Annotated in this window: 20 protein-coding genes and 1 riboswitch; of the genes, 16 read left to right on the forward strand and 4 right to left on the reverse strand. The window is 61.4% G+C overall.

Annotation, left to right across the window (positions count from 1 at the left end):
• Window positions 1–63: 63 nt before the first annotated feature.
• Together fsa and ACSEXS_RS15110 are read left to right on the forward strand one after the other, a co-directional pair.
• Window positions 64–729, forward strand: coding sequence for a fructose-6-phosphate aldolase (gene fsa, locus ACSEXS_RS15105; RefSeq protein ID WP_438434065.1), 666 nt, complete (start codon window positions 64–66; stop codon window positions 727–729).
• 278 nt (window positions 730–1,007) lie between these two features.
• Complete coding sequence (locus ACSEXS_RS15110) at window positions 1,008–3,425, forward strand: glycoside hydrolase family 94 protein (RefSeq protein ID WP_438434066.1); 2,418 nt, start codon at window positions 1,008–1,010, stop codon at window positions 3,423–3,425.
• Between the two features lie 110 nt (window positions 3,426–3,535).
• Here the strand turns inward: ACSEXS_RS15110 and ACSEXS_RS15115 are convergent, their stop codons facing one another.
• Window positions 3,536–4,738, reverse strand: coding sequence for an MFS transporter (locus ACSEXS_RS15115; RefSeq protein WP_438434067.1), 1,203 nt, complete (start codon window positions 4,736–4,738; stop codon window positions 3,536–3,538).
• A gap of 64 nt (window positions 4,739–4,802) precedes the next feature.
• Window positions 4,803–4,901, reverse strand: a riboswitch (purine riboswitch).
• A gap of 211 nt (window positions 4,902–5,112) precedes the next feature.
• Between ACSEXS_RS15115 and deoD the strand changes: the two genes are divergently transcribed.
• The 11 genes from deoD to ACSEXS_RS15170 all read left to right on the forward strand — a co-directional run bounded on the left by deoD (window position 5,113) and on the right by ACSEXS_RS15170 (window position 16,306).
• Window positions 5,113–5,832: a purine-nucleoside phosphorylase gene (gene deoD, locus ACSEXS_RS15120; RefSeq protein ID WP_438434068.1), complete on the forward strand. Its 720-nt coding sequence runs from the start codon at window positions 5,113–5,115 to the stop codon at window positions 5,830–5,832.
• Window positions 5,833–6,140: 308 nt separating this feature from the next.
• A complete protein-coding gene (locus ACSEXS_RS15125) occupies window positions 6,141–7,568 on the forward strand; it encodes a rhamnulokinase (protein WP_438434069.1) in 1,428 nt (475 codons plus the stop codon).
• A 74-nt stretch (window positions 7,569–7,642) separates the two neighbouring features.
• Window positions 7,643–8,329 carry a class II aldolase/adducin family protein gene (locus ACSEXS_RS15130; protein ID WP_438434070.1) on the forward strand — a complete coding sequence of 229 codons (687 nt, stop codon included), beginning with the start codon at window positions 7,643–7,645 and terminating at the stop codon, window positions 8,327–8,329.
• Window positions 8,330–8,353: 24 nt separating this feature from the next.
• Window positions 8,354–8,785 carry an RbsD/FucU family protein gene (locus tag ACSEXS_RS15135; protein WP_438434071.1) on the forward strand — a complete coding sequence of 144 codons (432 nt, stop codon included), beginning with the start codon at window positions 8,354–8,356 and terminating at the stop codon, window positions 8,783–8,785.
• A gap of 166 nt (window positions 8,786–8,951) precedes the next feature.
• Window positions 8,952–10,364: a spore germination protein gene (locus ACSEXS_RS15140; RefSeq protein WP_438434072.1), complete on the forward strand. Its 1,413-nt coding sequence runs from the start codon at window positions 8,952–8,954 to the stop codon at window positions 10,362–10,364.
• The gene (locus tag ACSEXS_RS15145; protein ID WP_438434073.1) at window positions 10,324–11,553 is read left to right on the forward strand and encodes a Ger(x)C family spore germination protein; all 1,230 of its coding nucleotides are present in this window, start codon (window positions 10,324–10,326) and stop codon (window positions 11,551–11,553) included. The genes ACSEXS_RS15140 and ACSEXS_RS15145 overlap by 41 nt, the downstream gene beginning before the upstream one ends.
• Before the next feature lie 5 nt (window positions 11,554–11,558).
• The gene (locus ACSEXS_RS15150; protein WP_438434074.1) at window positions 11,559–11,786 is read left to right on the forward strand and encodes a hypothetical protein; all 228 of its coding nucleotides are present in this window, start codon (window positions 11,559–11,561) and stop codon (window positions 11,784–11,786) included.
• 20 nt (window positions 11,787–11,806) lie between these two features.
• Window positions 11,807–12,898: a GerAB/ArcD/ProY family transporter gene (locus ACSEXS_RS15155; protein WP_438434075.1), complete on the forward strand. Its 1,092-nt coding sequence runs from the start codon at window positions 11,807–11,809 to the stop codon at window positions 12,896–12,898.
• Window positions 12,895–14,028, forward strand: coding sequence for a GerAB/ArcD/ProY family transporter (locus ACSEXS_RS15160; protein ID WP_438434076.1), 1,134 nt, complete (start codon window positions 12,895–12,897; stop codon window positions 14,026–14,028). The genes ACSEXS_RS15155 and ACSEXS_RS15160 overlap by 4 nt, the downstream gene beginning before the upstream one ends.
• Before the next feature lie 111 nt (window positions 14,029–14,139).
• The gene (locus tag ACSEXS_RS15165; protein WP_438434077.1) at window positions 14,140–15,087 is read left to right on the forward strand and encodes an L-lactate dehydrogenase; all 948 of its coding nucleotides are present in this window, start codon (window positions 14,140–14,142) and stop codon (window positions 15,085–15,087) included.
• 22 nt (window positions 15,088–15,109) lie between these two features.
• Entirely contained in the window at window positions 15,110–16,306 is a 1,197-nt protein-coding gene (locus tag ACSEXS_RS15170) for a pyridoxal phosphate-dependent aminotransferase (protein ID WP_438434078.1), read from the forward strand.
• A gap of 125 nt (window positions 16,307–16,431) precedes the next feature.
• On the opposite strand, the gene ACSEXS_RS15175 is transcribed toward ACSEXS_RS15170, so the two are convergent.
• A complete protein-coding gene (locus tag ACSEXS_RS15175) occupies window positions 16,432–17,076 on the reverse strand; it encodes a TetR/AcrR family transcriptional regulator (protein ID WP_438434079.1) in 645 nt (214 codons plus the stop codon).
• 188 nt (window positions 17,077–17,264) lie between these two features.
• Between ACSEXS_RS15175 and ACSEXS_RS15180 the strand changes: the two genes are divergently transcribed.
• Complete coding sequence (locus ACSEXS_RS15180; protein ID WP_438434080.1) at window positions 17,265–18,788, forward strand: DHA2 family efflux MFS transporter permease subunit; 1,524 nt, start codon at window positions 17,265–17,267, stop codon at window positions 18,786–18,788.
• Between the two features lie 165 nt (window positions 18,789–18,953).
• Here the strand turns inward: ACSEXS_RS15180 and ACSEXS_RS15185 are convergent, their stop codons facing one another.
• Window positions 18,954–19,685, reverse strand: a complete 732-nt coding sequence (locus ACSEXS_RS15185; RefSeq protein WP_438434081.1) for a cupin domain-containing protein — start codon at window positions 19,683–19,685, stop codon at window positions 18,954–18,956.
• A gap of 221 nt (window positions 19,686–19,906) precedes the next feature.
• On the opposite strand from ACSEXS_RS15185, the gene ACSEXS_RS15190 reads away from it, so the two are divergent.
• Window positions 19,907–20,515 carry a histidine phosphatase family protein gene (locus ACSEXS_RS15190; protein WP_438434082.1) on the forward strand — a complete coding sequence of 203 codons (609 nt, stop codon included), beginning with the start codon at window positions 19,907–19,909 and terminating at the stop codon, window positions 20,513–20,515.
• A gap of 186 nt (window positions 20,516–20,701) precedes the next feature.
• On the opposite strand, the gene ACSEXS_RS15195 is transcribed toward ACSEXS_RS15190, so the two are convergent.
• The gene (locus ACSEXS_RS15195) at window positions 20,702–21,265 is read right to left on the reverse strand and encodes an NAD(P)/FAD-dependent oxidoreductase (protein ID WP_438434083.1); all 564 of its coding nucleotides are present in this window, start codon (window positions 21,263–21,265) and stop codon (window positions 20,702–20,704) included.
• A 169-nt stretch (window positions 21,266–21,434) separates the two neighbouring features.
• Between ACSEXS_RS15195 and ACSEXS_RS15200 the strand changes: the two genes are divergently transcribed.
• The gene (locus ACSEXS_RS15200) at window positions 21,435–21,887 is read left to right on the forward strand and encodes a hypothetical protein (RefSeq protein ID WP_438434084.1); all 453 of its coding nucleotides are present in this window, start codon (window positions 21,435–21,437) and stop codon (window positions 21,885–21,887) included.
• The last annotated feature ends 96 nt before the right edge of the window (window positions 21,888–21,983 follow it).

A 21,983-nucleotide genomic window follows, 5' to 3' on the forward strand; every position in this document is an offset into this window, starting at 1 on the left:
AACGGAGCCGGCTGCAACGGAGAATGAATGACAAATTCCCATAAAACCAAGGAGGTTGTTCCTATGAAGTTCTTTATCGATACCGCCAACCTGGCGGACATCAAGAAGGCGTACCGGATCGGCGTACTCTCCGGCGTGACGACGAATCCGTCGCTCGTCGCCAAGGAAGGCGTGAAATTCGAGGACCGCATCGCCGAGATTCTGCGCGAGGTTCCCGAAGTGGAATCCGTCTCCGCGGAAGTGACGCCCGACGCGCTGACCGCCGAGGAGATGATCGCCCAGGCGAACGAGCTGATCAAGATCAACGATTACGACAAGAAGATCACGATCAAGCTGCCGATGACGCTCGCCGGTCTCGAGGCATGCCGTTATCTGTCCCAGAAAGGCGTCAAGACCAACGTGACGCTGATCTTCACCGTCAACCAGGCGCTGCTCGCCGCGCGGGCGGGAGCGACTTACGTTTCGCCGTTCCTGGGCCGGCTCGACGATATCTCCGAGGACGGCGTCCAACTGGTGGCGAAGGTGGCCGAGCTGTTCCGCCTGCATCAGCTTCCCTCCCAGATCATTGCCGCTTCCGTCCGCCATCCCGACCATGTCACCCGCGTAGCGATGGCGGGCGCGCATATCGCCACCATCCCCTTCGCGGTGATCGAGCAGATCTCCAAGCATCCGCTGACGGATCAGGGCATGGAGAAGTTCGCCGCCGACTGGAAAAAAGCCGTTCAGTAATCGAACGGTCCTGCTTTACCGGGAAGGAAACAGCCAAGCCAAAGTAATCGGACGCTCCTGCTTTCCCGGGGGAAAAAACCAAGCTAACCAACCAAGGGTTCGCATGCGAATGTTGTCGCATGCGGGCTCTTTTTTTGTTAGGAAATGTCGAAATGTGTTATGTTATTTAACTAAAAATATTCAAACGTTAGGTTATTTAGGTTACCCGGACACCTCGCCCATGGGCTATAATGAGAACGGATACAGTTGTCCCAAAACGAATATCGGGAGGTAAACAAGTGAAATACGGTTATTTTGACGGGGAGCATAAAGAATATGTCATCACCCGGCCGGATACGCCGGCCCCCTGGGCGAACTACCTGGGCTCGCCGGAATACGGGGCGATCATCTCGGGGAATGCGGGCGGCTACAGCTTCGTCAAGTCGGGAGCCAATGGCCGGATCATCCGCTACCGTTTTAATTCCATCATGAGCGACCAGCCGGGCCGTTATATTTACTTGAGAGACCGGGAGAACGGCGATTTCTGGTCGGCTTCCTGGCAGCCGGTCGGCAAGAGCCTGGACCGTTATACGAGCGAATGCCACCACGGCACCGCTTATACGCGCATCGTATCGACGTACGACGATATTCAGTCGGAGACGCTCTATTATGTTCCGCTAAACAAGACGCATGAAGTCTGGCGCACCCGCATAACCAACACGGGAACGCGCCCGCGCAAGCTGTCGGTGACCGGCTACGTGGAATTCACCAACAGCGGCAACTACGAGCAGGATTCCGTCAACCTGCAGTACACCCTGTTCACCAGCAAAACGTATTTCCGCGGCAACAAGATTCTTCAGGCCATCAACGAAAATATCAAGGGCCACGCCGGTCCGGACGACAGCGACGAGAACGGAGCGGGCATCTGGCGGTTCTTCGGGCTGGCCGGAGCGGAAGCGGCGCGCTACGACGGAGACCGCGACATCTTCGTCGGCAACTACCGCGATTACTCCAACCCGTACGGAATCGAGAAGGGCTGCACGAACACTCTGAACTTCAATGGCAACTCCTGCGGCGCGCTGCAGTCGGACATCGAGCTGGCTCCGGGCGAAACCAAGGAGCTGATCTACCTGCTCGGCGCATACGCCGAACGCGGTGCGAACGCCATCCAGGCCCACTACCAGAATGCCGGCGTGGTCGACCGCGAATGGGAAGAGCTGAAGTCGTACTGGCATTCCCGTCTGAACCGGTTCCAGGTGAAGACGCCGTCGGATAACCTGAACCACATGGTCAATACCTGGAACGCCTACCAATGCTTCATCACCTTCGTCTGGTCGCGCGCCGCTTCCTTCCAATACTGCGGCCTGCGCAACGGCCTCGGCTACCGCGACACGGTGCAGGACATCCAGGGCATCATGCACCTCGATCCGGAGATGGCGCGCGAGCGGCTGACGCTCATGCTGTCCGCCCAGGTTTCGAACGGCGGCGGTCTGCCGCTGGTTAAGTTCGACCACAATCCCGGCCATGAGAAGACCCCGGACGATCCCGAATACGGAGCGGAAACCGGACATCCGGCTTACCGGGCCGACGATGCGCTGTGGCTGTTCCCGACGTTGATCCGCTATCTGAAGGAAAGCGGCAACTGGGGCTATGTGGACGAAGTGATTCCCTATGCCGACAAGGAAGCGGGCACGGTGTACGACCACATGAAGCGGGCGATCCAGTTCAGCCTCGACCGGATGGGTCCTCACAATATGCCGGCCGGCCTCCATGCCGACTGGAACGATTGCCTGCGCCTCGGCGCGAAGGGCGAATCGCTGTTCGTCGCCTTCCAGCTCTACATGGCCTACAATGTGTTCCAGGAGCTCGCCGAACGCAAGGGCAACGAGCAGGACGTCGCCTGGGCGATCAAGAAGCGCGAAGAGCTTGACCGGACCATCCAGGAGAATGCCTGGGAAGTCGACCAGTTCATCCGCGGCTTTATGGAGGAGGGCGGTGTCATCGGTTCCCGCGAGGACACGGAAGCAAGCATCTGGCTCGAACCGCAGACCTGGTCCGTATTGAGCGGAGCCGCCCGTCCGGAGCAGGCGAAGCTGGCCATGGACAGCGTCTACCAGAAGCTCAACACCAAATACGGCGCGATGGTCTGCTACCCGCCGATCAACCGCGACGGCCACCCGGTGCTGCTCATGTCCCTGTTCAACCCGACGACGAAGGAGAACGGCGGGATTTTCTCCCAGCCGCAGGGCTGGCTGATCCTGGCCGAATCCATACTCGGCAACGGCAACCGGGCATTCGAGTACTTCCAGGAGATCAACCCGGCGAGCATGAACGAGGAGGCAGACATCCGCAAGATCGAGCCTTATGTGCACGGCCAGTTCGTCGAAGCCGTCGACAGCCCGTTCTTTGGACGCGGCCATGTCCACTGGCTGACCGGTACGGCCTCGACCGTCATGGTTTCGCTGGCGGAAGGTATCATGGGCGTTCAGCCGCAGTTCGACGGCCTCAAGATCGACCCCTGCGTACCGGAGGACTGGAAGGAATTCAGCCTGTTCCGCGAATTCCGCGGCAAGGCGCTGAACATCCAGGTGCAGAACCCGCAGGGCGTTCAGAAGGGTGTGAAATCCATCGTGCTGAACGGCGAAGAGCTCTCCGGCAGCGTCATCCCCGAAGATCGGATGAAGGCGGAGAACGAAGTCGTCATCACCATGGGCTAGAAGGCGAAGATCCGGCTGACGCACGGCCGGAAGCGCCCGTTATGCAAACGCAAAGAACCATCCCCTCCGAGAGAAGGGAATGGTTCTTTTTGCTGTCGCTTGCGGCGAGCTCAGGATTCGCTGAGGCGGTTCTCCGGCTTCAAGCGCGGTTCGCCTGCGTCGCGCGCGGCGACGGACGGCCGAGTCAGCGAGTAGTACGCGCAGGCCAGGGCGAGCAGGACGACGACGCCGCCGACCCAGGCGGCGGAATGCACCGAGCCGGTGCGGCCGATGACGGCTCCGCCGATGGCCGAACCGAGCGAAATGCCGATCTGCAGCGCGGAGTTGCTGAAGCTCTGCTGGATGTCGGAATGGGCCGGATCGGATTCGATCAGGTAGCTCTGCTGCGCCGGCGACAGCGCCCAGCTCAGCGCTCCCCAAACGACCATAACGACGAGGAACAGCGGCAGCGAGAAGGTGGTAAACGGCAGCACGAACAGGATGAGGGCGAAGGAGGCGATCACGAGCAGGATGCTCTTGTGCGTGCCGATCCGGTCCGAGAGAGCGCCGCCGAACGCGCCGCCGCCCACTGCGGCGAGGCCGAACAGGAAGTACGCCGCGCTGATCCAGTCTCCGCTGAGACCCACCTGCTCCTTCAGGAATGGCGAGAAATAGGCGTACAGCGTGTAGTGGCCGGCCAGCGTGAACAGGGTTGCCAAGTGGGACGCGATGATCTTGCCGTTTGCCAACGCCTTCAACTGAACGGCGAGGGGCTGCGTCGCTTCGACGGGAATGGCGTCCAGGAAGAACGTGATCAGCAGCATCGATACCACGGCAAGGGCGGCGATCACGAAGAAAATGGTGCGCCAGCCGAAGGCGTTGCTGATGACGATGCCAAGCGGCACGCCCAGCACCAGCGAGGAGCTGATGCCCATATAGATCAGGCCGATCGCCCGCGCCCGGTGAGCGGGGGCGGCGACCTTGGCGGCCAAGGTAATCGAGAGGACGATGATGAGCGCCGTGCTCATGGCCGCGGCGATTCGGGCCGCCATCATGACGGCGTAATTCGGGCTGAGGCCGGTGGCGATGTTGGCGGCAATGAACACCAGAAGGGAAATCTGGTACAGCCGCTTGCGTTCGATCTTGGCCGTTAGAGCAAGCAATACCGGTCCGGCAATGGCGTAGATCAGGGCGAAGACGGTGATCAATTGGCCGGCCGTCGCCAGCGAGATGTTCAGATCGTCGGCAACAAACGGCAGAATGCCGCCTACGATCAGCTCGACCAGACCGGCGGATACGGCGGCGGCCGCAAGGACGATGACTCGGAAATTCATCGAAGCAACACTCCTTTCAAAGTTGAGGGCGCGCAAAAAATCCTGACTCCCCGAACCGGGCGGCACGCAGGCCGCGGTTCTTTGTAGTCAGGATGTATTGGTTCCTGGTAGAGACCCTCAAACCATATCTTTGAGGTATACAAATTGGAAGATGAGATTGTCTGAAAAACGCACTTACCTAAAATAGCATACCGGCCGGAGGATGGCAAGCCGATCGGATTGCCGTTTTCTTCCTTCCCGCCGCAGCAGGGACCCGGAAAATCGCCGCGCTCCGAAAGCAAACGGGTTGTTCTTTGCATGCGGATGCAAAAGTTGTCCAATCCTTGTATGATGGATGAGGAAGTGCAACTACCATTCCCAGGAGGATATGAGCAATGCCAACCCCCCATAATCAAGCAACCCAAGAAGAGATCGCGAAGATCGTACTGATGCCCGGCGATCCGCTGCGCGCCAAGTTCATCGCCGAAACCTATCTGGAGAACCCCAAGATGGTCAACCAGGTGCGCAACTGCTTCGCTTATACCGGCACCTACAAGGGCAAGACCCTTACGGTGATGAGCTCCGGCATGGGCATGCCCAGCATCGGCATCTACTCTTACGAGCTGTTCAAGTTCTACGGCGTGGAATGCATCATCCGGATCGGCAGCGCCGGTGCTTACACGGACAAGCTGAACCTGTACGACATCGTGCTTGCGGACAGCGCTTGGAGCGAATCCAGCTTCGCCAAATGCCAATCGGGCGACGACAGCGACGTTCAACTGCCGGATGCCGGCGTGAACGGCGTGCTCCAGCAAGCCGCCGAAAAGCGGGGCTATCCGATCACCACGGCGCGGATTCACTCCAGCGACGTCTTCTACGCCGAGGAGAACATGCCGACCTACAAGGAATACTACGAGGACAAAGCTTGCGTCTGCGTGGAAATGGAGAGCTTCGCCCTGTTCCACAATGCCAAGGTCACCGGCAAGAAGGCCGCCTGCATGCTGACGATCTCCGATTCGCTGGTCAATCACACGGCGACCACGGCGGAGGAGCGGCAGACCTCGTTCAACAAGATGATGGAAATCGCGCTGGACGCGGCCGCCGAACTCGCCTAAACGCAGGGAGGTGTGCCGCAACAAGCGGCGGGCCGCGCCAGGAAGTTCCGGGCGTCCGGCCGAAGGAAGAGAGCCGGACGCAGAGGACCAATGGACGGCTAACAACAGGTTGTTCCCAGTCGGCTTGAAGCGGCTTGGGGAACAACCTGTTTCTGTCTGTCGGGTTTTACTCGGGCGTCCGCAAAAAATTAAGGATTGACAAATGGGGAAGGGTGCCCCTAAACTGAGGTTGAAACCGGTCTCAAATTTTTTTAACGAAAAATGTTACCGATAACCCAAATTGCAGAAAGAGGAGGCATCAAGCCAACATGGGCGATGCCATCAGCATGCTGGCGGTCGATCTCGGGGCCAGCTCCGGGCGGGTGATCCGGGGAACCTTCGACGGAAAAGCTCTTCGCACGGAGGAGATCCGCCGCTTCGTCAACGAGCCCGTACGCGGAGAAGACAGCTTGTGCTGGAATGTGCCGCAGCTCTTCGAAGAGATCAAGGAGGGCATCCGGACCGCCTGCTCCTGCCGGGAGGCTCTTCCGGTGAGCCTCAGCGTAGACACCTGGGGAGTGGATTACGGACTCCTGGACCGGCAGGGGCGGCTCCTGGCCCCTCCCCGCCATTACCGGGACGGTCGGATGGAGCGCCACCGCCGGGAGCTGGAGTCTCTGCTCCCGCCCGAAGAGCAATTCCGGCTGACCGGCAATCAGCCGGCGGCGATCAACACGGTCTATCAATTGTTCGCCGACGCCCGGGAACGCGGGACGCTGGTCTCCGATGCCGACCGGCTGCTCCTGATGCCGGACCTGTTCCTGTATCTGCTGAGCGGCCGCGCGGCGGCGGAGCGGACGATTCTCAGCACGAGCGGCCTCGCCGATCCCCTTACCGGCGAGCCTGCGTCCGAGGTATTCGCCCGGCTCGGTCTGCCGGAGCGGCTAATCGCTCCGCGAGTCGCCTCGGGCACCGTCGTCGGCGAGCTGCGGCCCGAGCTGCAGGAGGAGCTCGGCTGCGGTCCGCTCCGCCTGATCGCCGGCGCTTCGCATGACACGGCCGCCGCCGTGGCCGCTCTGCCCGGTTCGGGCCGGGAGGACGCCGCCTTCATCAGCTGCGGAACCTGGTCGCTGGTCGGCATGGAGACCGAGCGGCCGCTGCTCCGCGAGGAAGCGTATCGCCGCGGCTTCACCAACGAAGGCTGCCACGGCGGCGGCAACCGCCTGCTGAAGAACATCACCGGCCTGTGGCTGCTGCAGGAGATGCAGCGGACGTGGGCGGCGGCGGGCGAGCCGCTCGGCTTTGGGGCGCTGGCCGAGCTGGCCGCCGCTGCGGAGCCGTCCAGCTTCCGGCTCGATCCGGATGACCCGCGGTTCGCGGCCCCCGGCGATATGCCCGAGCGAATCGCCGCCTGCTGCCGCGAGGCGGGGCAGCAGCCTCCGGCCTCCAAGGGAGCGATGGCCCGGCTGGTGCTGGAGAGCCTGGCCGATTCCTACAGCCGGGCCGTCCGCGAGCTTGAACAGCTGACGGGCCGGACCGTGCGTACCGTCCGGATGATGGGCGGCGGCGTTCAGAACCGGCTGCTCTGCCAGCTGACCGCCGACGCTTGCGGCCGGGAGGTCGCCGCCGGACCGGTGGAGGCCAGCTCGCTTGGCAACCTGCTTGTGCAGCTGGAGGCGCTGGGCAGGCTGAAGCCCGGCCAAGCCGGGGAGCTGGCCGCCGCCGCCGGTGTCGCGTACCACTCGCCGCGCCGCTGATCGGCGAAACGGCGTCGCACGAAGCCGTACCCGCAATCCCATACCACCTTACCTATAAAGGAGAAGTGCTTGCGATGGAGACGAAGCAGACGAACGATACGAAGGAAACGGCAGCCGAACGGGAGCGGAAACTGCGCCTCCTGATTTGCGACATCGGCCGCAATCTGTTCAACAAGGATTTCATTGCCGCCAACGACGGCAACATCTCGGCCAGACTGAACGAAGACGAAGTTCTCGCCACCCCGACCGGCGTCAGCAAAGGCTATCTCGAACCTCATATGCTGGTCAAGGTGAACCTGAACGGCGATATTCTGGAGGCTGCCGACGGATACCGTCCGTCCACCGAGGTGAAGATGCATCTGCGCGTCTATCGCGAACTGCCCGAGATGGGCGGCGTGGTTCATGCCCATCCGCCGTTTGCTACCGCCTTCGCGATCAAGGGCGAACCGCTGACCAAGATGATGATGCCGGAGTCGGTCATCGCCATGGGCGATATTCCGCTTGCGGCGTACGGGACGCCGTCGACCGAAGAGGTACCGGATTCGCTCGTTCCATTCTTCGGCAAGAAGTCGGCTGTGCTCCTGGAAAGCCACGGAGCCATCACCTGGGGCAAGGATGTCATGGCCGCCTATATGAACATGGAGCGGCTGGAATATACCGCCAAGCTGTCCTTCCTCACGCGCCTCATCGACGGCGAGCGCGAGCTGCCGCCGAAGCGGATCGAGGAGCTCATGGCGCTGCGGTCTTTCTACGGAATGTAACCGAATCGGAAAAGAGGAGCTCCCATGCTGAAGAAAATTCCGAAACAGCTCCCGCCCGAGCTGGTTAAGCGGATGATGGAGATGGGACACGGCGACGAGCTGGTGCTCGCCGACGCGAACTTTCCCGGTCATGCGCTGCATTCCTGCGTCGTCCGCTGCGACGGGATCGGCGTCCCCGAGCTGATGCAGGCGGTACTGGAGCTGATGCCGCTGGATCATTACGCTCCGCATCAAGCCGCCCGGATGGCGGTGGTGCCGGGCGATTCCGCTCCGGCCATCTGGGAGGAGTACCGCCGGATCCTGGCGGAGTACGACGCCGAGGCTTCCATCGGCGAGGAGGAGCGCTTTGCGTTCTACGAGCGGGCCCGTTCCGCCTATGTTGTCGTTCTGACGGGGGAGCAAGCCCCTTACGGCAATCTCATTCTGAAAAAGGGCGTCGTCACGCAGGACGTTTAACGAACGTCCTGCCCTTGTCTGCGCCAAACGGCTTTGCCGCTCTTTTTGACCACGCCGTCCCCGGCTTAACGGGGGCGGCTTTTTGCGTTTCAGGCGAAAAAGGAAATTCCTGCATACGAAGCGGCCCGGTGGAAATACTTAGGGGAAGCAAAGGGGGGGAGTCGGCATGGCGGAGCTTAAGCGCGATTTGCAGGAAAACCGGGCGCTGCTCACCTCTCTCATGGGAGAAAGCTCGGATTTTATCTTTCGCGGGTTCATGCTGTCCAGCGGACAGGAAGCCGCTTTGTTATACATCGACGGCTTAGTCGACAAGCAGACCGTTCAGGACAACCTCCTGACGGCTCTGCTCGAGTACAACTCGTCCGAGGAATTGACGGTTCAATCGGTGAAAAACCGGATTCTGGCCTTCGGTGAGGTCGCCGTAACCCAAACGGCGGAGGACGCGCTCGACCGGCTGCTCGCCGGCGGCGTCCTGCTCCTATTGAACGGCTCCGGGGAAGGGATCGTCGTCTCCGCTCCCGGCGTCAAGGAGCGCAGCATCAGCGAATCGAAGACCCAATCGATCGTGAAGGGGCCGCAGGATGCCTTTACGGAGGCGATCCGGACCAACACCGCTTTGGTCCGCAAGCGAATCAAGGATATCCGCCTCCGGCTGGTCAACATGCAGATCGGCGAGAAGACCAAGACCGACGTCTCGGTCATGTACCTGGAGGGGGTGGCCGATCCGAAGATTCTCTCCCGGATCATCGATCGGCTGCGGGCGCTCAAGAAGGATCGCATTCTCGAAGGCGAATACCTCGAAGAGCTGATTACCGAAGAAAAACGGCGGACGATCTTCCCGGTCATCTTCAATTCGGATCGTCCCGATGTGATTTCCGGAGGGGTTTTGGAAGGAAAAGTGGCGATCTTCATCGATGGAACCCCCTTTGTCCTGCTGGCTCCGGCGCTCTTTACCGACTTCATCCAATCCGCGGAAGATTATTACCAGCCCGCCTTGTTCAGCTCGCTCATCCGGATCCTCCGGTACGTCTCGCTCTTCATCAGCATGTTCGCCCCGGCCATCTACATCGCGCTCACCACCTTCCACCAGGACATGCTGCCGACGCAGCTTCTGCTGAGCCTGGCCGCGCAGAGGGAGGGCATTCCCTTCCCGGCCTTTCTTGAAGCCCTGCTGATGGAAATCACGTTCGAAATTCTGCGCGAAGCGGGCATCCGCATGCCGCGGACCATCGGCCAGGCCGTTTCGATCGTCGGCACGATCGTGGTCGGCCAGGCGGCTGTCGAAGCGGCGATCGTCTCGCCGGCGATGGTCATCGTGGTGTCCATCACGGCCATCGCTAGCTTTGTGATTCCCGCCTACAGCATGTCCATCCCCTTGCGCATGCTGCGGTTTGTGTTCATGGGCCTGGCCGCCGTCCTCGGCGTGTACGGCCTGACGATCGGCGCGATTTTGCTGACCGTCCATCTGAGCAGCCTGCACTCCTTCGGAGTCCCCTATCTGCGCCCGATTGCCCCGTTCAACAAGGAGGAGCAAAGCGATGCCGTTCTCCGGTTCCCGTTCCATAAGAAGACGAATTAAGCGCCTGCTCGCCCCGGCATTGGCGGCGATGGCTTGTCTTCCCCTTGCAGGCTGCTGGAACAGCCAGGAGCTGAACGACTTGTCCGTCGTGCTCGCGCTTGGCATCGACAAAGCGGAAAATGGGTATTCCGTTACCGTGCAGGTCGTCGATCCGAATCAGATGAGCCGCAACAAAAGCGCGAACCGGTCTCCGGTGACGGTATACAACGAGCAGGCCTCAACGATATTCGAAGCCCTGCGCAGAATGACCACCAAGGCTTCCCGCCGGATGTATATCGCCCATCTGCGGTTTGTCATCTTCAATGAAGAGATGGCGAGGAGCGGCATTGAGGAACCGCTCGATTTCCTGCTTCGGGATCACGAGGTCCGGCCCGACTTTTATATGGCCATCGCCAAAGGAAGCTGGAATGCCGCGGATGTGCTGAAGATGATGACGCCGACCGAGGTGCTGCCGGCGATGGATCTGTTCAAATCGCTGAAGGTATCGCAGCAGGCATGGGCGCCGACCACGGCGGTCAGTGTGACCGATTTCGTCGGGAACCTGGTCAAAGACGGCATCGATCCCGTATTGACCGGGCTCGGGTACATCGGCGATCTGGAGCAGGGCAAGACGGAAGCAAACGTGAAAGAACCGCAATCCCCTTTTGAATACAAGTACGAGGGCGTCGGCGTCATGCATGGCGATAGGCTGATCGGCTGGCTGAGCGAAAACGACAGCAAGGCGTACAACTACATTGTTAACCATATCACCAGCACCGTGGGAAAAATAACCAGTCCCGACAGCGGCAAGCCGTTCGATGTCGAGGTTACGCATTCGAGGGTCGAGATGGAGCCTTATCTCAAGAACGGCAAGCCGGCGATGAGGCTGAAATCGAAAATCGAAGGCGTGATCGGCGAGGTCGGCGGTCCGGCGAATCTCATGAACGAAGCGGTTCTGCTGCGCATGCAGGAGGCTGGGCGCATAAAATACGAGCAAATTTTGCAGCACTGCCTGGACCGGATACAGAGCGATTTCAAGGTGGATATCTTTGGATTCGGAGAGGCGTTTCACCGCAAATATCCCCGCCAGTGGCGGCGGTGGAAGGCCGATTGGCCCGACGAATTCGCCCGGATGCCGATCGAGCTGGAAACGGACTACGAGTTGAAACGAATGGGCAAGATTATCAGCCCGTTTCAGGGGAAGGAGTGAGCCGGATGCTGCTGGTCGTCCTAGCGGTTACCCTTGTCGCCGCGCTGGCCGAATACCGGAATTTGCTGAAACGGAAGCGTAAGCGCGACGTGGTTGTCAGCGCTTGCTTCCTGGCGGTCGGGGTGGCGGCGGGCCTTCTCGAGCAGGCGGGTATCCCCCTTCCCAGTCCGCTGGCGGGCATTGTCTTCATCTTCAAACCGGCGGGCGATTTACTCGACCGGATTCTTTCTTGACGCAAAAGAGGTTGGTGCCCATGCAGACCCTTTCCGGCAGACAAGCCGTCACGTGGTTTATGTTTTTTCAGATCGGGAGCTCCTTCCTGGTGCTGCCGTCCTCGCTCGCAGCCGCGTCCAGGCAGGATGCCTGGCTGGCGGTCCTCCTGGCCGCGGCGGCGCAGCTTCTGCTCCTTCCGCTGTACTATGCCATCGGAAAACAGATGCAGGGAGCGAGCTTCGTCGGGTATGTCGAATCCATCCTCGGCCGACGGGCGGGGCGGCTCGCAGCGGCCGCGGCGATCCTGCTGTACCCTTATCTCAGCATGGCGCTCACCCTGCGCAATCTGGGCGATTTCCTGGCGACGGATATCCTCGAAAATACGCCCCCGCATGTGACGTACGCCGTCATGCTGGCGGCGGTCATCTACGTGGTCCGCGGCGGCTTGTCCATCTGCGGGAGAACCTTCGAAACCCTGCTCGGGGTGGCGGTTCCGCTGCTTCTGCTCGTCTTCTTCGGCCTCGTGCCGAATGCCAAGCCGGAGAATCTGCTGCCCATCCTCGAGTTCGGTTGGAAGCCGGTCGTTCGGGGGGCATATCCGTTGTTTGCGTTTCCGTACCTGGAGACGGTCTTTTTCGTCTTTTTCGCGCCCCGTATGGATTTGGGCGTCTGGAAGAGGGCGCTGCTGCGGAGCATTCTGTTGAGCGGGGGAATCTATTTCCTCATGGTGCTCTTCTCTGTGGCGGTACTTGGCGCTGAGGTGGTGACGCGGTTAACCTTTCCGGTATATTTTGTCCTAAGGACTTTCGCCATCGGAGCGGTATTCGGACGTTTTGAGGTGCTCGTTTCCGTCTTGTGGTATATCTTCATTTTCGCCCGCTTGTCCCTTATGCTGTTCATCACCGTCTACGGGTTGGGCGAGGTGCTCCGTCTATCCTCTCCGCAGGTTCTGGCTATTCCGCTGTCCCTCATCGCTTTTCTCGCGGCGGAGCGGATCTGGCCCAACACGACCTATAATCTTGAGCTGCTTCCCGTTTGGTCGGCGTACGCGTTTGCACTGGGTTTTTTCTTCCCCCTGCTGCTGTGGCTGACGGGCCGCCTAAGGGAGCGGAAGAGGAGGGAGACGGCATGAAGCGCCATTCCGGACAGCAAAAAGGACCAGCAGCCGGCACCGGGCAGACGCTCTCCGTCCGGCAGGCGACCCTGTGGCTGATCATGTACGAGCTCAGCAGCGCCTTCCTGCTGCTGCCTGGGATACTGACGAAGGCGGCCCGACAGGACGCCTGGATGTCCGTCCTCGCTGCCCTCGGGTTGTATTTGCTGCTCGTGCCGGTCTATGCCGCAGCCTTTCGCCGACAGGGCGGGCAGACGTTCGTCGGCCGCGCCGTTCACTTGTTCGGAGGATGGGGCGGAAAGCTGTTCAGCGCCGTTTTCCTGCTGGCCTTTCCCTATTTGATCTTTGTCTTCACGCTGCGCGATCTCAGCGAGTTCATCGCGACGTCGGTGTTTCCGGAGACTCCCGCCCTCGCGATTGCCGGCGGCATGCTGATCGCTGTAATCTATGCGGTCCGGTCGGGCTTGCCCGCAATCGGGCGCACGGCCGAAGTCCTGTTCTTTTTGGTCCTCTTTCTCTTCGGTCTTGGGTACTTGTCGCTATTCCCGACGGCCCGGCCCGCCAATCTGCTGCCGATCCTGGAGTTCGGTCCGCTGCCGGTCTTCAAGGGGGCGATGGTTTTATTCGCTTTTCCGTATATGGAAACGACGATCTTCCTCTTCCTGGCTCCTTACCTGCGGGAGAGGCGGAAGTGGCCGTCCATTCTGATCCGCTGCTCTCTGGCAAGCGGCGGCATGTTCTTTCTCATGACCCTGCTGTCGGTCGCCGTCCTCGGCGAACGGGTGGTCGCCAATCTGGTCTACCCCAGCTATTTCGTCGTGGAAACGATCAGCTATCCGGATCTCTATGAACGGTTCGAGGTCATTGTGGCCGTCCTGTGGTACATCACGCTGTTCTTTCGGATGGCGCTCTTGCTGTTCATCACAGCGGAAGGGCTGGCGGAGGTCTTCAAGCTCTCGGACGGTAAAGCCCTGGTCCTGCCCCTCTCGCTGTTCGGCTTGGTTCTGAGCCTCCGGATCTGGCCCAATACCACCGCGCTTATCAGCGGCTTACTTGCCTGGTCCCTGTACGCCGTTCTATTTGGGATTCTGGTTCCTGTTCTGCTCCTGCTCGCTGGGCGGCTGCGAGGAAAATCCGGGAACGGGTAGAGGCGCAGGGGCACTTATCTCAAAAAGCCTGCCCCGCCGTGTCGGATTATTTTACATTGCCGGACGGCCTTGCGCTTACTATAATGGTAGGAAACGATAAAGGAGCGCCTTATGCCCATCAGCCGCAGCAAAATCGTCATCGTCGGCGCCGGCTCCGTCGGAGCGGCTGTCGCCTTTAATCTTACGATTAACCATACCTGCGACGATCTGGTGCTGATTGACCGCAACAAGCAAAAGGCTTGGGCGGAAGCCAAGGACCTGCAGCATTCGCTCGGCTACCGGGGCATTCGGATGAACGTCTCGGACGGCGATTACTCCGACTGCTCGGACGCCGATCTGGTGGTCCTGGCGGCGGCTCTTCCCTATGTGCCGGGCCAGAACCGTCTCGACCAGACCGAGCAGGCCGCCGGCGTCGTCCGCAGCATCGTCGAGCCGGTCATGGCGAGCGGCTTCCGGGGGATGTTCGTCGTGATCACGAATCCGGTGGACATCATGACCTACTGCGTCCAGAAATGGTCCGGACTGCCGGACAACCGGGTGATCGGAACCGGAACGGCGCTCGATTCGGCGCGCCTGAAGGTTCACCTGTCGGAGACGATGAACGTCGACCCCCAGAGCGTCTATGCGATCTGCATGGGCGAGCACGGCGATTCCCAGGTGGTGCCCTGGAGCCAGATCACGGTCGGCGGCAAGCGGTTCCTCGATATCCTGAAGGATAACCCGGACCGGTTTCCCGGTTTTGACTTGTCCGATCGAAGCCGGCACATCACGCAAATCGCTTACGATATCGTTCTGGCCAAGGGAGCGACCACCTTCGGCATCGCCGCCACCACGGTCCAGATCATCCAGGCTATCCTGCGGGACGAGAACAAGGTGATTCCCGTCTCCGCGATGCTGCACGGGGAATACGGAGAAAGCGGAGTATACGCCGGAATTCCGGCGGTTATCAACAATCAGGGCGTGAAGGAGCTCGTGGAGCTGCATCTGACCGAGGCGGAGCGAGCGGCGCTGAGCGAGTCCGTCCGGCTCATTCGCAGCTACTGCGAGAAGCTGGCTTAAAGCGCGCGGAGGGGGAGAAGCGATGATTTCGCAAGAGATGTACGAATTGGGCAGCAAACGGTCGGTGATCCGGGAAATATTCGAATTCGGCAAGCGGCGGGCCTCGGAGGTGGGAGCGGAGAACGTCTACGATTTCAGCCTGGGCAACCCGAATGCTCCCGCGCCGGCGGCCGTGAAGGAGGCGCTGCTGGCGCTCCTGAACGAGGAGGATTCGGTGGCGGTGCACGGCTATACCTCCGCGCAGGGGGATGCCGAGGTGCGCCAGGCCATCGCCGACTACTTGAACGGGCTGTATTCAACCGCGTACCGCGCCGATCAGCTCTACATGACCGTCGGAGCCGCAGCCTCGCTCAGCGTCAGCATGAAGGCGGTGGCCGAAGCGGGGGACGAGGTGATCGCGTTCGCCCCGTATTTTCCCGAATACAAGGTATTCGTCGAAGCGACCGGAGCGAGCCTGGTCGTCGTGCCGCCCAAGACGGACGATTTCCAGATTGAGTTCGGTGCGTTCGAACGGCTGATCACCCCGAAGACGAAAGCGGTGCTCGTCAACACCCCGAACAACCCGACCGGCGTCGTCTATTCCCGGGAAACGGTCGACCGGCTCTGCGCTCTACTGAAAAAGAAGGAAAGCGAATACGGCCATGCCATCTACCTGATCACCGACGAGCCTTACCGGGAGATCGTCTATGACGATGCGGAGGTGCCCTGGTTCCCCTCGCTCTACGCCAATACGCTCGTCTGCTACTCCTACAGCAAATCGCTGTCGGTGCCGGGCGAGCGAATCGGGTATGTGCTGGTCCCCGAAGAAGTGGAGGAGGCAGAGAAGGTTTATGCCGCCGTCTGCGGGGCAGGGCGGGCGCTCGGCTATGTCTGCGCGCCGAGTCTGTTCCAGAAGGCTATCGCCCGCTGCCTCGGCCAGACGGCCGACCTGTCCGTCTACCGCACCAACCGCGACACGCTGTACCGGGCGCTCGGCGAATACGGGTTCGAATGCGTGCTGCCCGAGGGAGCGTTCTACCTGTTCGTCAAGGCGCTGGAAGCGGACGCGAACGCGTTCTGCGAGCGGGCCCAACGGCACGACCTGCTGTTCGTGCCGGGCGACGGCTTCGGCTGTCCCGGCTATGTGCGCATCTCTTACTGCGTGCGCCCCGACACCGTCCGCCGGTCGCTGCCGGCTTTTGCCAAGCTGGCCGAGGAATACCGGACGGCCGTGAAGTAATGCGTCGAGCGGCCGCCCATGGCCGGGATTGCCCCTTATGCGGGCAGCCCCGGCCTTTTTGGCGTTTACGGGCCGAGCCCGCTCCGACTGCTGCGGGTGGTGGCGACGTCCGCCAGGCGCGGCTGTCAGACCCGAAGGCCCCTCAGCAGGGCGCGGATTCCCTGCGCGAGCTCGTCCTTGCCGGAACCGCGGACTTTCTGCTGGTAGAGATACAGGTCGGGGCTGACCACGGCGATCAGCGCGGTAGCGGCAAAATGCGGATCGACGGGACTCAGTTCCCCCTGATCCCGGGCTTGGGTCAGCAGGTCTTCCAAAAGCGCATGGAGCCGCTGAAAGAAGGGGTGCTCGAATTGGGTGAGCTGATGCTTGCCGGTAAATTCCGCTTTGATCGTCAGCAGCAGCCACGCATTGCGTTCAATAAAGCCGAGGATGCGGTCAACGGCCTGCAGCAGCCGCGCAAACGGCGAGTGCTCGGCAGAGGGCGGCAGCAGCTCCGTCTCCAGCTCGGTCAGGAAGCGGTCGGAGCTGTCCCGCAAGAGATCGGAGCAGATTTCGCCCTTATCGGCGTACCGCCGATACAGAGAGCCTTGGCCGATGCCCGCCCGCTGGGCAATGCCATACATGCTGGCGGCCTCCAGCCCGTCTTCCGCGAACAGCTCCCGGGCGGCCGCAAGGATGCGGTGCCGGTAGGGATCGTCGCCATGCGCTCGGGTCGTCCGCTTGCCGCGCGTGCGTGTGGACGCCTCCTTCGGTTCGGATGTCTTCTTCACGGGTACTCCTTCCTCCAATCGTCCGCTTCTCCAATCTGTAAAAATACGGATTGACACAGCGGACAATTGTCCGTAAACTGAATGATGCCATATCGGACAATTGTCCGCATTGTGAAATTCATTATACAGAGAAACCGGCGGACAGGTCAATGCGCGCTTCGCCGGTGTTCGGAGGAGGCAAGGAGAAGATGCAACAGACGGTTAAGGAGGAGGCGGAATTCCGCTTATCCGGCATTTTCGTTCCGCTGCTCGCCATCATCGCCGGCGTCTTCATGGTCGTGCTCGACAGCACCGCCATGAATGTAGCGCTGTCCAGGCTGGTTATCGATTTCAAAACGGACCTGACGACCCTCGAATGGGCGGTCACCGGCTATATGCTCGCCCAGGCTTCGGTGATTCCCCTCACAGGCTGGTTATCGGACCGCTTCGGAGCGAAGCGGGTGTTCCTGAGTGCGATCGTCCTTTTTACGATCGGCTCGATTCTCTGCTCCACGGCGAACAGCGCGGGGACGCTGATCGCCTTCCGCATCGTTCAAGGCCTGGGCGGCGGCTGCGTACTTCCGGTCGGCATGGCGTACGTCTATCGGCTCAGTCCCGTCAACAAGGTGGGTGTGGTGATGGGCATCATGGGCCTGCCGGTGCTGTTCGCTCCGGCGCTCGGTCCGGTCATCTCCGGCTGGCTGGTGGATTATCACTCCTGGCGGTGGATCTTCCTCTTAAATATTCCCGTGGGCATTCTCTGCGTGCTCATCGGCTTCTTCAAGCTTCCCGGTGCAAAGAGCAACCGCGCACTTCCAGGCATCGATAAGCTTGGCATGATCGTCGGACCGCTCGCCTTCGCCTCCTTGTCCTACGGCGTCAGCCAAGGCGCCCACGGCTGGGGCTCGGCGAGGACAATAATCGGACTCGCGGTCGGCGTCGCGCTGCTCGCCGCTTTCGCCGTGATCGAGCTGAGGGCCGAGAAGCCGCTGCTCGAGCTGCGCATCCTGCGGTCGGTCGATTTCACCGCCGGCCTCCTCGTCCAATGGATCGCCCAATTCGCCCTGTACGGCGGCTTGTTCCTGATGCCGCAGTTCCTGCAGCAGGCCCGCGGCTTCGGGGCCTTCGATACCGGCCTGACCATGCTTCCGCAGGCGATCGCGTCGGCCATTGTCATGCCGATCGCCGGCCTGCTGTTCGACCGGATCGGCGTCCGCTGGCTGGTCGTCTGCGGGCTGGGCTTGGTGTCCGGGGCGCTGTATCAATACTCTCATGTGGACCTGGCGACGCAGAGCCGCGATATTATCCTGCCGCTCGCGATGTGCGGCGCCGGGATGGGCCTGATGACGATGCCGATGAACACGCACCTGCTGAACAAAGCGCCCAAGGATCTGGTCAATCGGGTCACCTCGCTGACCAATTCCATGCAGCAGGTCATCAGCTCGCTGGCGGTCTCCACGCTGGTCACCCTGCTGACCCACCGGGCCGCCGTCCACACGGACGAGCTGAAGGCGGCGGCCGCTCAAGCCGGCAAGAGCGCTGCGGCGGCATCGCCGGAAGCCGTCGAGCGGGCGATGAAGACCGTGCTGGCGCAAGGCTTTGCCGATACGTTCCGGATCATGGTCTTCGTCGCCATCGGCGGTGCGCTGCTGGGGCTGCTGCTCCGCCGGGGGAAGAAGCCGGCGGAAGCGGCCGCGCCAGCCGCCGCCCAGCCGTCGGCGGCTGTCCGCTGATCGCGGGAACTCCTCCGCCAAGCCCGGCGGCCCGCTTGCAGGCGGTTAGCGTCGGCTCAGGAAGAGCTTTAAGCCGCAGCCTCCCCGGGGAAGCTGCGGCTTGTTCACTTATCTCCGCGTTGCCGGACGACGCAGACCGTTCTCCATCAGGAGAACCCGGCGGTCTTACCGGCCGCCCGGCTGCCAACCGCTGCCGTAATTCAAGGGATAATAAGCAGGCCCATATTCGTAAGGATACCCAGGCGGAGGCGGATAAGCAGCAGGGCCGATCATTCTCGCCTGAACCGCAGAGGCCGCACGGGTTGTGCCCGCGAGGGGCACGTTGGCAGCGGCCTGCATGCCTTGGACTTGACCGGCCGGAGTCAGCTTGCAGTCCTTCGGCGGTCCAATCACGACCGTTCCTTGAATCGGAGCGAGGGCTTCCTTGATTTTGGCTTCGTCCAGGCAGTACGAATGGGAGAGGATTTCCGCCGGAGTCAGGCGGAGAATATCGGAGCCGCCGATGAATTCCGGATACGGCGCGTCGAAGATGGCCAGTATGTGCGTATCGTCGGTTGTGGCGATCTCGTAATGCCACCAGCCCTGCGGAACGTTGGCCACCTGCTGCGGCTGCAGCGGAATGTTGATCAGCTTTTTGGTGAACGGGTTGATCAAGGAGACGACGGCGGAGCCGGAAACGAGGTAGACCAGCTCAGAAGCGTTCTGATGGAGGTGAGGCTCGACGATGTTGGACTTGCTGAGGAAGATATCCAGCAGCGACACATCGCCCAAGGTGTTGAGCTGCTTGCGGCCGAGCGCGTTGATATAATTGCGGCTGTCCTTGGTCATGAATCGGTTGCTGCGCAAATCATAGAAAAACTGTACGTCCGGTGAGGTAAAATCCATATAGGAGATCATGCGGGGGTGCCCTGCCTTTCCCTGTCCGCCGGTAGGCGGTTGCCTTGTTTTGGGATATCCTATGCGGACCGCCCAAGTTGGTGCCACTGGCCTACCCTTTCCATTGACGAAGGGCGCCCGCTGTGTAAAAATCAACCCATTGGCTTAAGGACGCTAGTCCACCGCCGCAGTCGGGAAAAGCCGTCTGGGGCGGCGAGCGGGATAGGTGGGAGTGAACAATCGTGGTAACCTTCGGTTTTGTCCGTCACGGCTTGACGGACTGGAATTCGGAATATCGGGCGCAGGGGCAGCATGACGTCCCGCTGAACGCAGAGGGCATCCGTCAGGCCCGGCTGCTCGGCAAGCGGCTTAAGGAGGAACAGTGGGACTGTCTCTACAGCAGCGATTTGGCGCGGGCGCGGGTCACGGCGGAGATCATCGCCGAAGCCATGGGCCTGCAGGTAACCGGCTTCGACCCGCGGCTCCGGGAGAAAACGCACGGACGGCTGGACGGGACGACCGTCGCCGAACGCATTGCCCTCTGGGGAGAGGATTGGGCCAAGCTCGATCACGGCGAGGAGAGCGTGGAGTCGATTCTCGAGCGAAGCATGGCGTTCCTGCGGGAGAAGGCGGAGCAGCACCCCGGCAAGCGGATTCTCGTCGTCAGCCACGGCGCCTGGATCGCCAGGACGGTGGAGCATCTGCTCCGGGTCGACGACATTCCCCATGTCGGCAATACCTCCATCTGCGTGCTGAGCGGCGGCGGTGAATCTTGGAGCTGCCTGCTGCCGCCCTGCGCCAAGCATCTGGACGTTCCCGCCGAATCCTCCGAGGACAGCTGCGCCGAATGAGCGAGCCTGCGGACGGACGAAGCCTGGCGAGCCGGGAGCCTTTCATCCGGCGGTTCGCGGCTGCTGCGGGAATCCGCCGGAGTGTTCGGCCGGACCGGCGAGTTTTGGAGCATTGCCGCAAAAGAGGGCCTTCCCTGGGGGAAGACCCTCTTTTTTTTGCGGCCGGCGGCTTAGCGGAAGCCGCCGTTATTTCTTCAGCACGTCGTGATCGACGTAACGCTCTCCGTTCAGCTCGCTCACCACGTTGACCGCGACCTTCGCACCGTCGCCCGCCGTGATGATCGTGTGGAGGCTCACGCCGGCGCAGCCTCCGGCCGCCCAGACGCGCTCCAGGCTGGTCTTTCCGGCGGAATCGGCCTGAATGACCGACTTGACGCGGGGCTCGGTTCCGGGCACTACGGCCGCACCCGCCGCCTCCGCCAGCTCGACGGACAGCCCGGTGGCCAGGATGACCTGGCTGGCTTCATAGGCCGCGTCCTCGGTGGCGACCTTGACGGCGGCCCCGTCCACGGTCAATCCCGTGGCTTTGGCTGCGATGAATTCGGCGCCGAACCGGGCCGCCTGTTGTTTGCCGGTCTCGACGAGATCGGGACCGCTGACGGCCGGCGCGCCGTAGTGATTTTCGATCCAGGCCCGCTTGGTGATGCTCTGGTCGCTGTCGATCACCAGAGTCTTCTTGCCCGCCTTGGCGGTGAACAAAGCCGCGCTGGCCCCAGACGGGCCCGCACCGATGACGATGACGTCGTACATGGCTGAATACGCCTCCTTGGATTCACGAAGAATAAGATACCTCGACAATCGTAGAATAGAACCGGAGCCGGGAAAAAGCAAGTTGGGAGAAGCCCCTATGCCGGAGGAGGCGGATTCGATATAATCAAGAAGGCGAGAAGCTTGCGTCAAGTATCCGGAGGTGAAGCGCATGCATGACTTTATGCTATTTTTGCATTTGATCGGGGTTGCGGTGTGGTTCGGTTCGCTCATCATGGCGGCCGTTCTGCTCACGCAGATGAAGAAACAGGCGGGAGAAGCCGAAGCGAAGATCGTCCGGACGGTGATCCGCGTCTTCAATACGCTGTCTCACCCGGCGGCGTTCCTCGTGCTGATCAGCGGATTCGGGATGCTGGGCACGGACGGCGGCCACGATGGCAAGGGAATGCCTTTCTGGCTGACTTACATGAGCTATGTAGGCACGATCGTCGTCCTGCTGTCCATGGCGGTTCTGTCCATCCTGGGCAGCAAGGTCGTCGCCAAGAAGCCGGTCGAGGGAGAGCCCTCCTTCCGCAAGGACAAGCTGTCGACCTTCCTGACCGTGGAGCTCGTGGTCATCGGGCTGATCCTGTCCATTCTGCTGATTCTCAGCTACCGGTTCTGACGGTGCCGCGGCAGCCGGCCAACCGCGGGCTGCTTCAGCATCGGGTTCCCCAAGACCGGCGGCAGCCGGTCTGTTTTCGCTTTGCACCGGGTTCTT

The sequence above is a fragment of the Gorillibacterium terrae genome, from assembly GCF_051594785.1.
Taxonomy (GTDB): domain Bacteria; phylum Bacillota; class Bacilli; order Paenibacillales; family NBRC-103111; genus Gorillibacterium.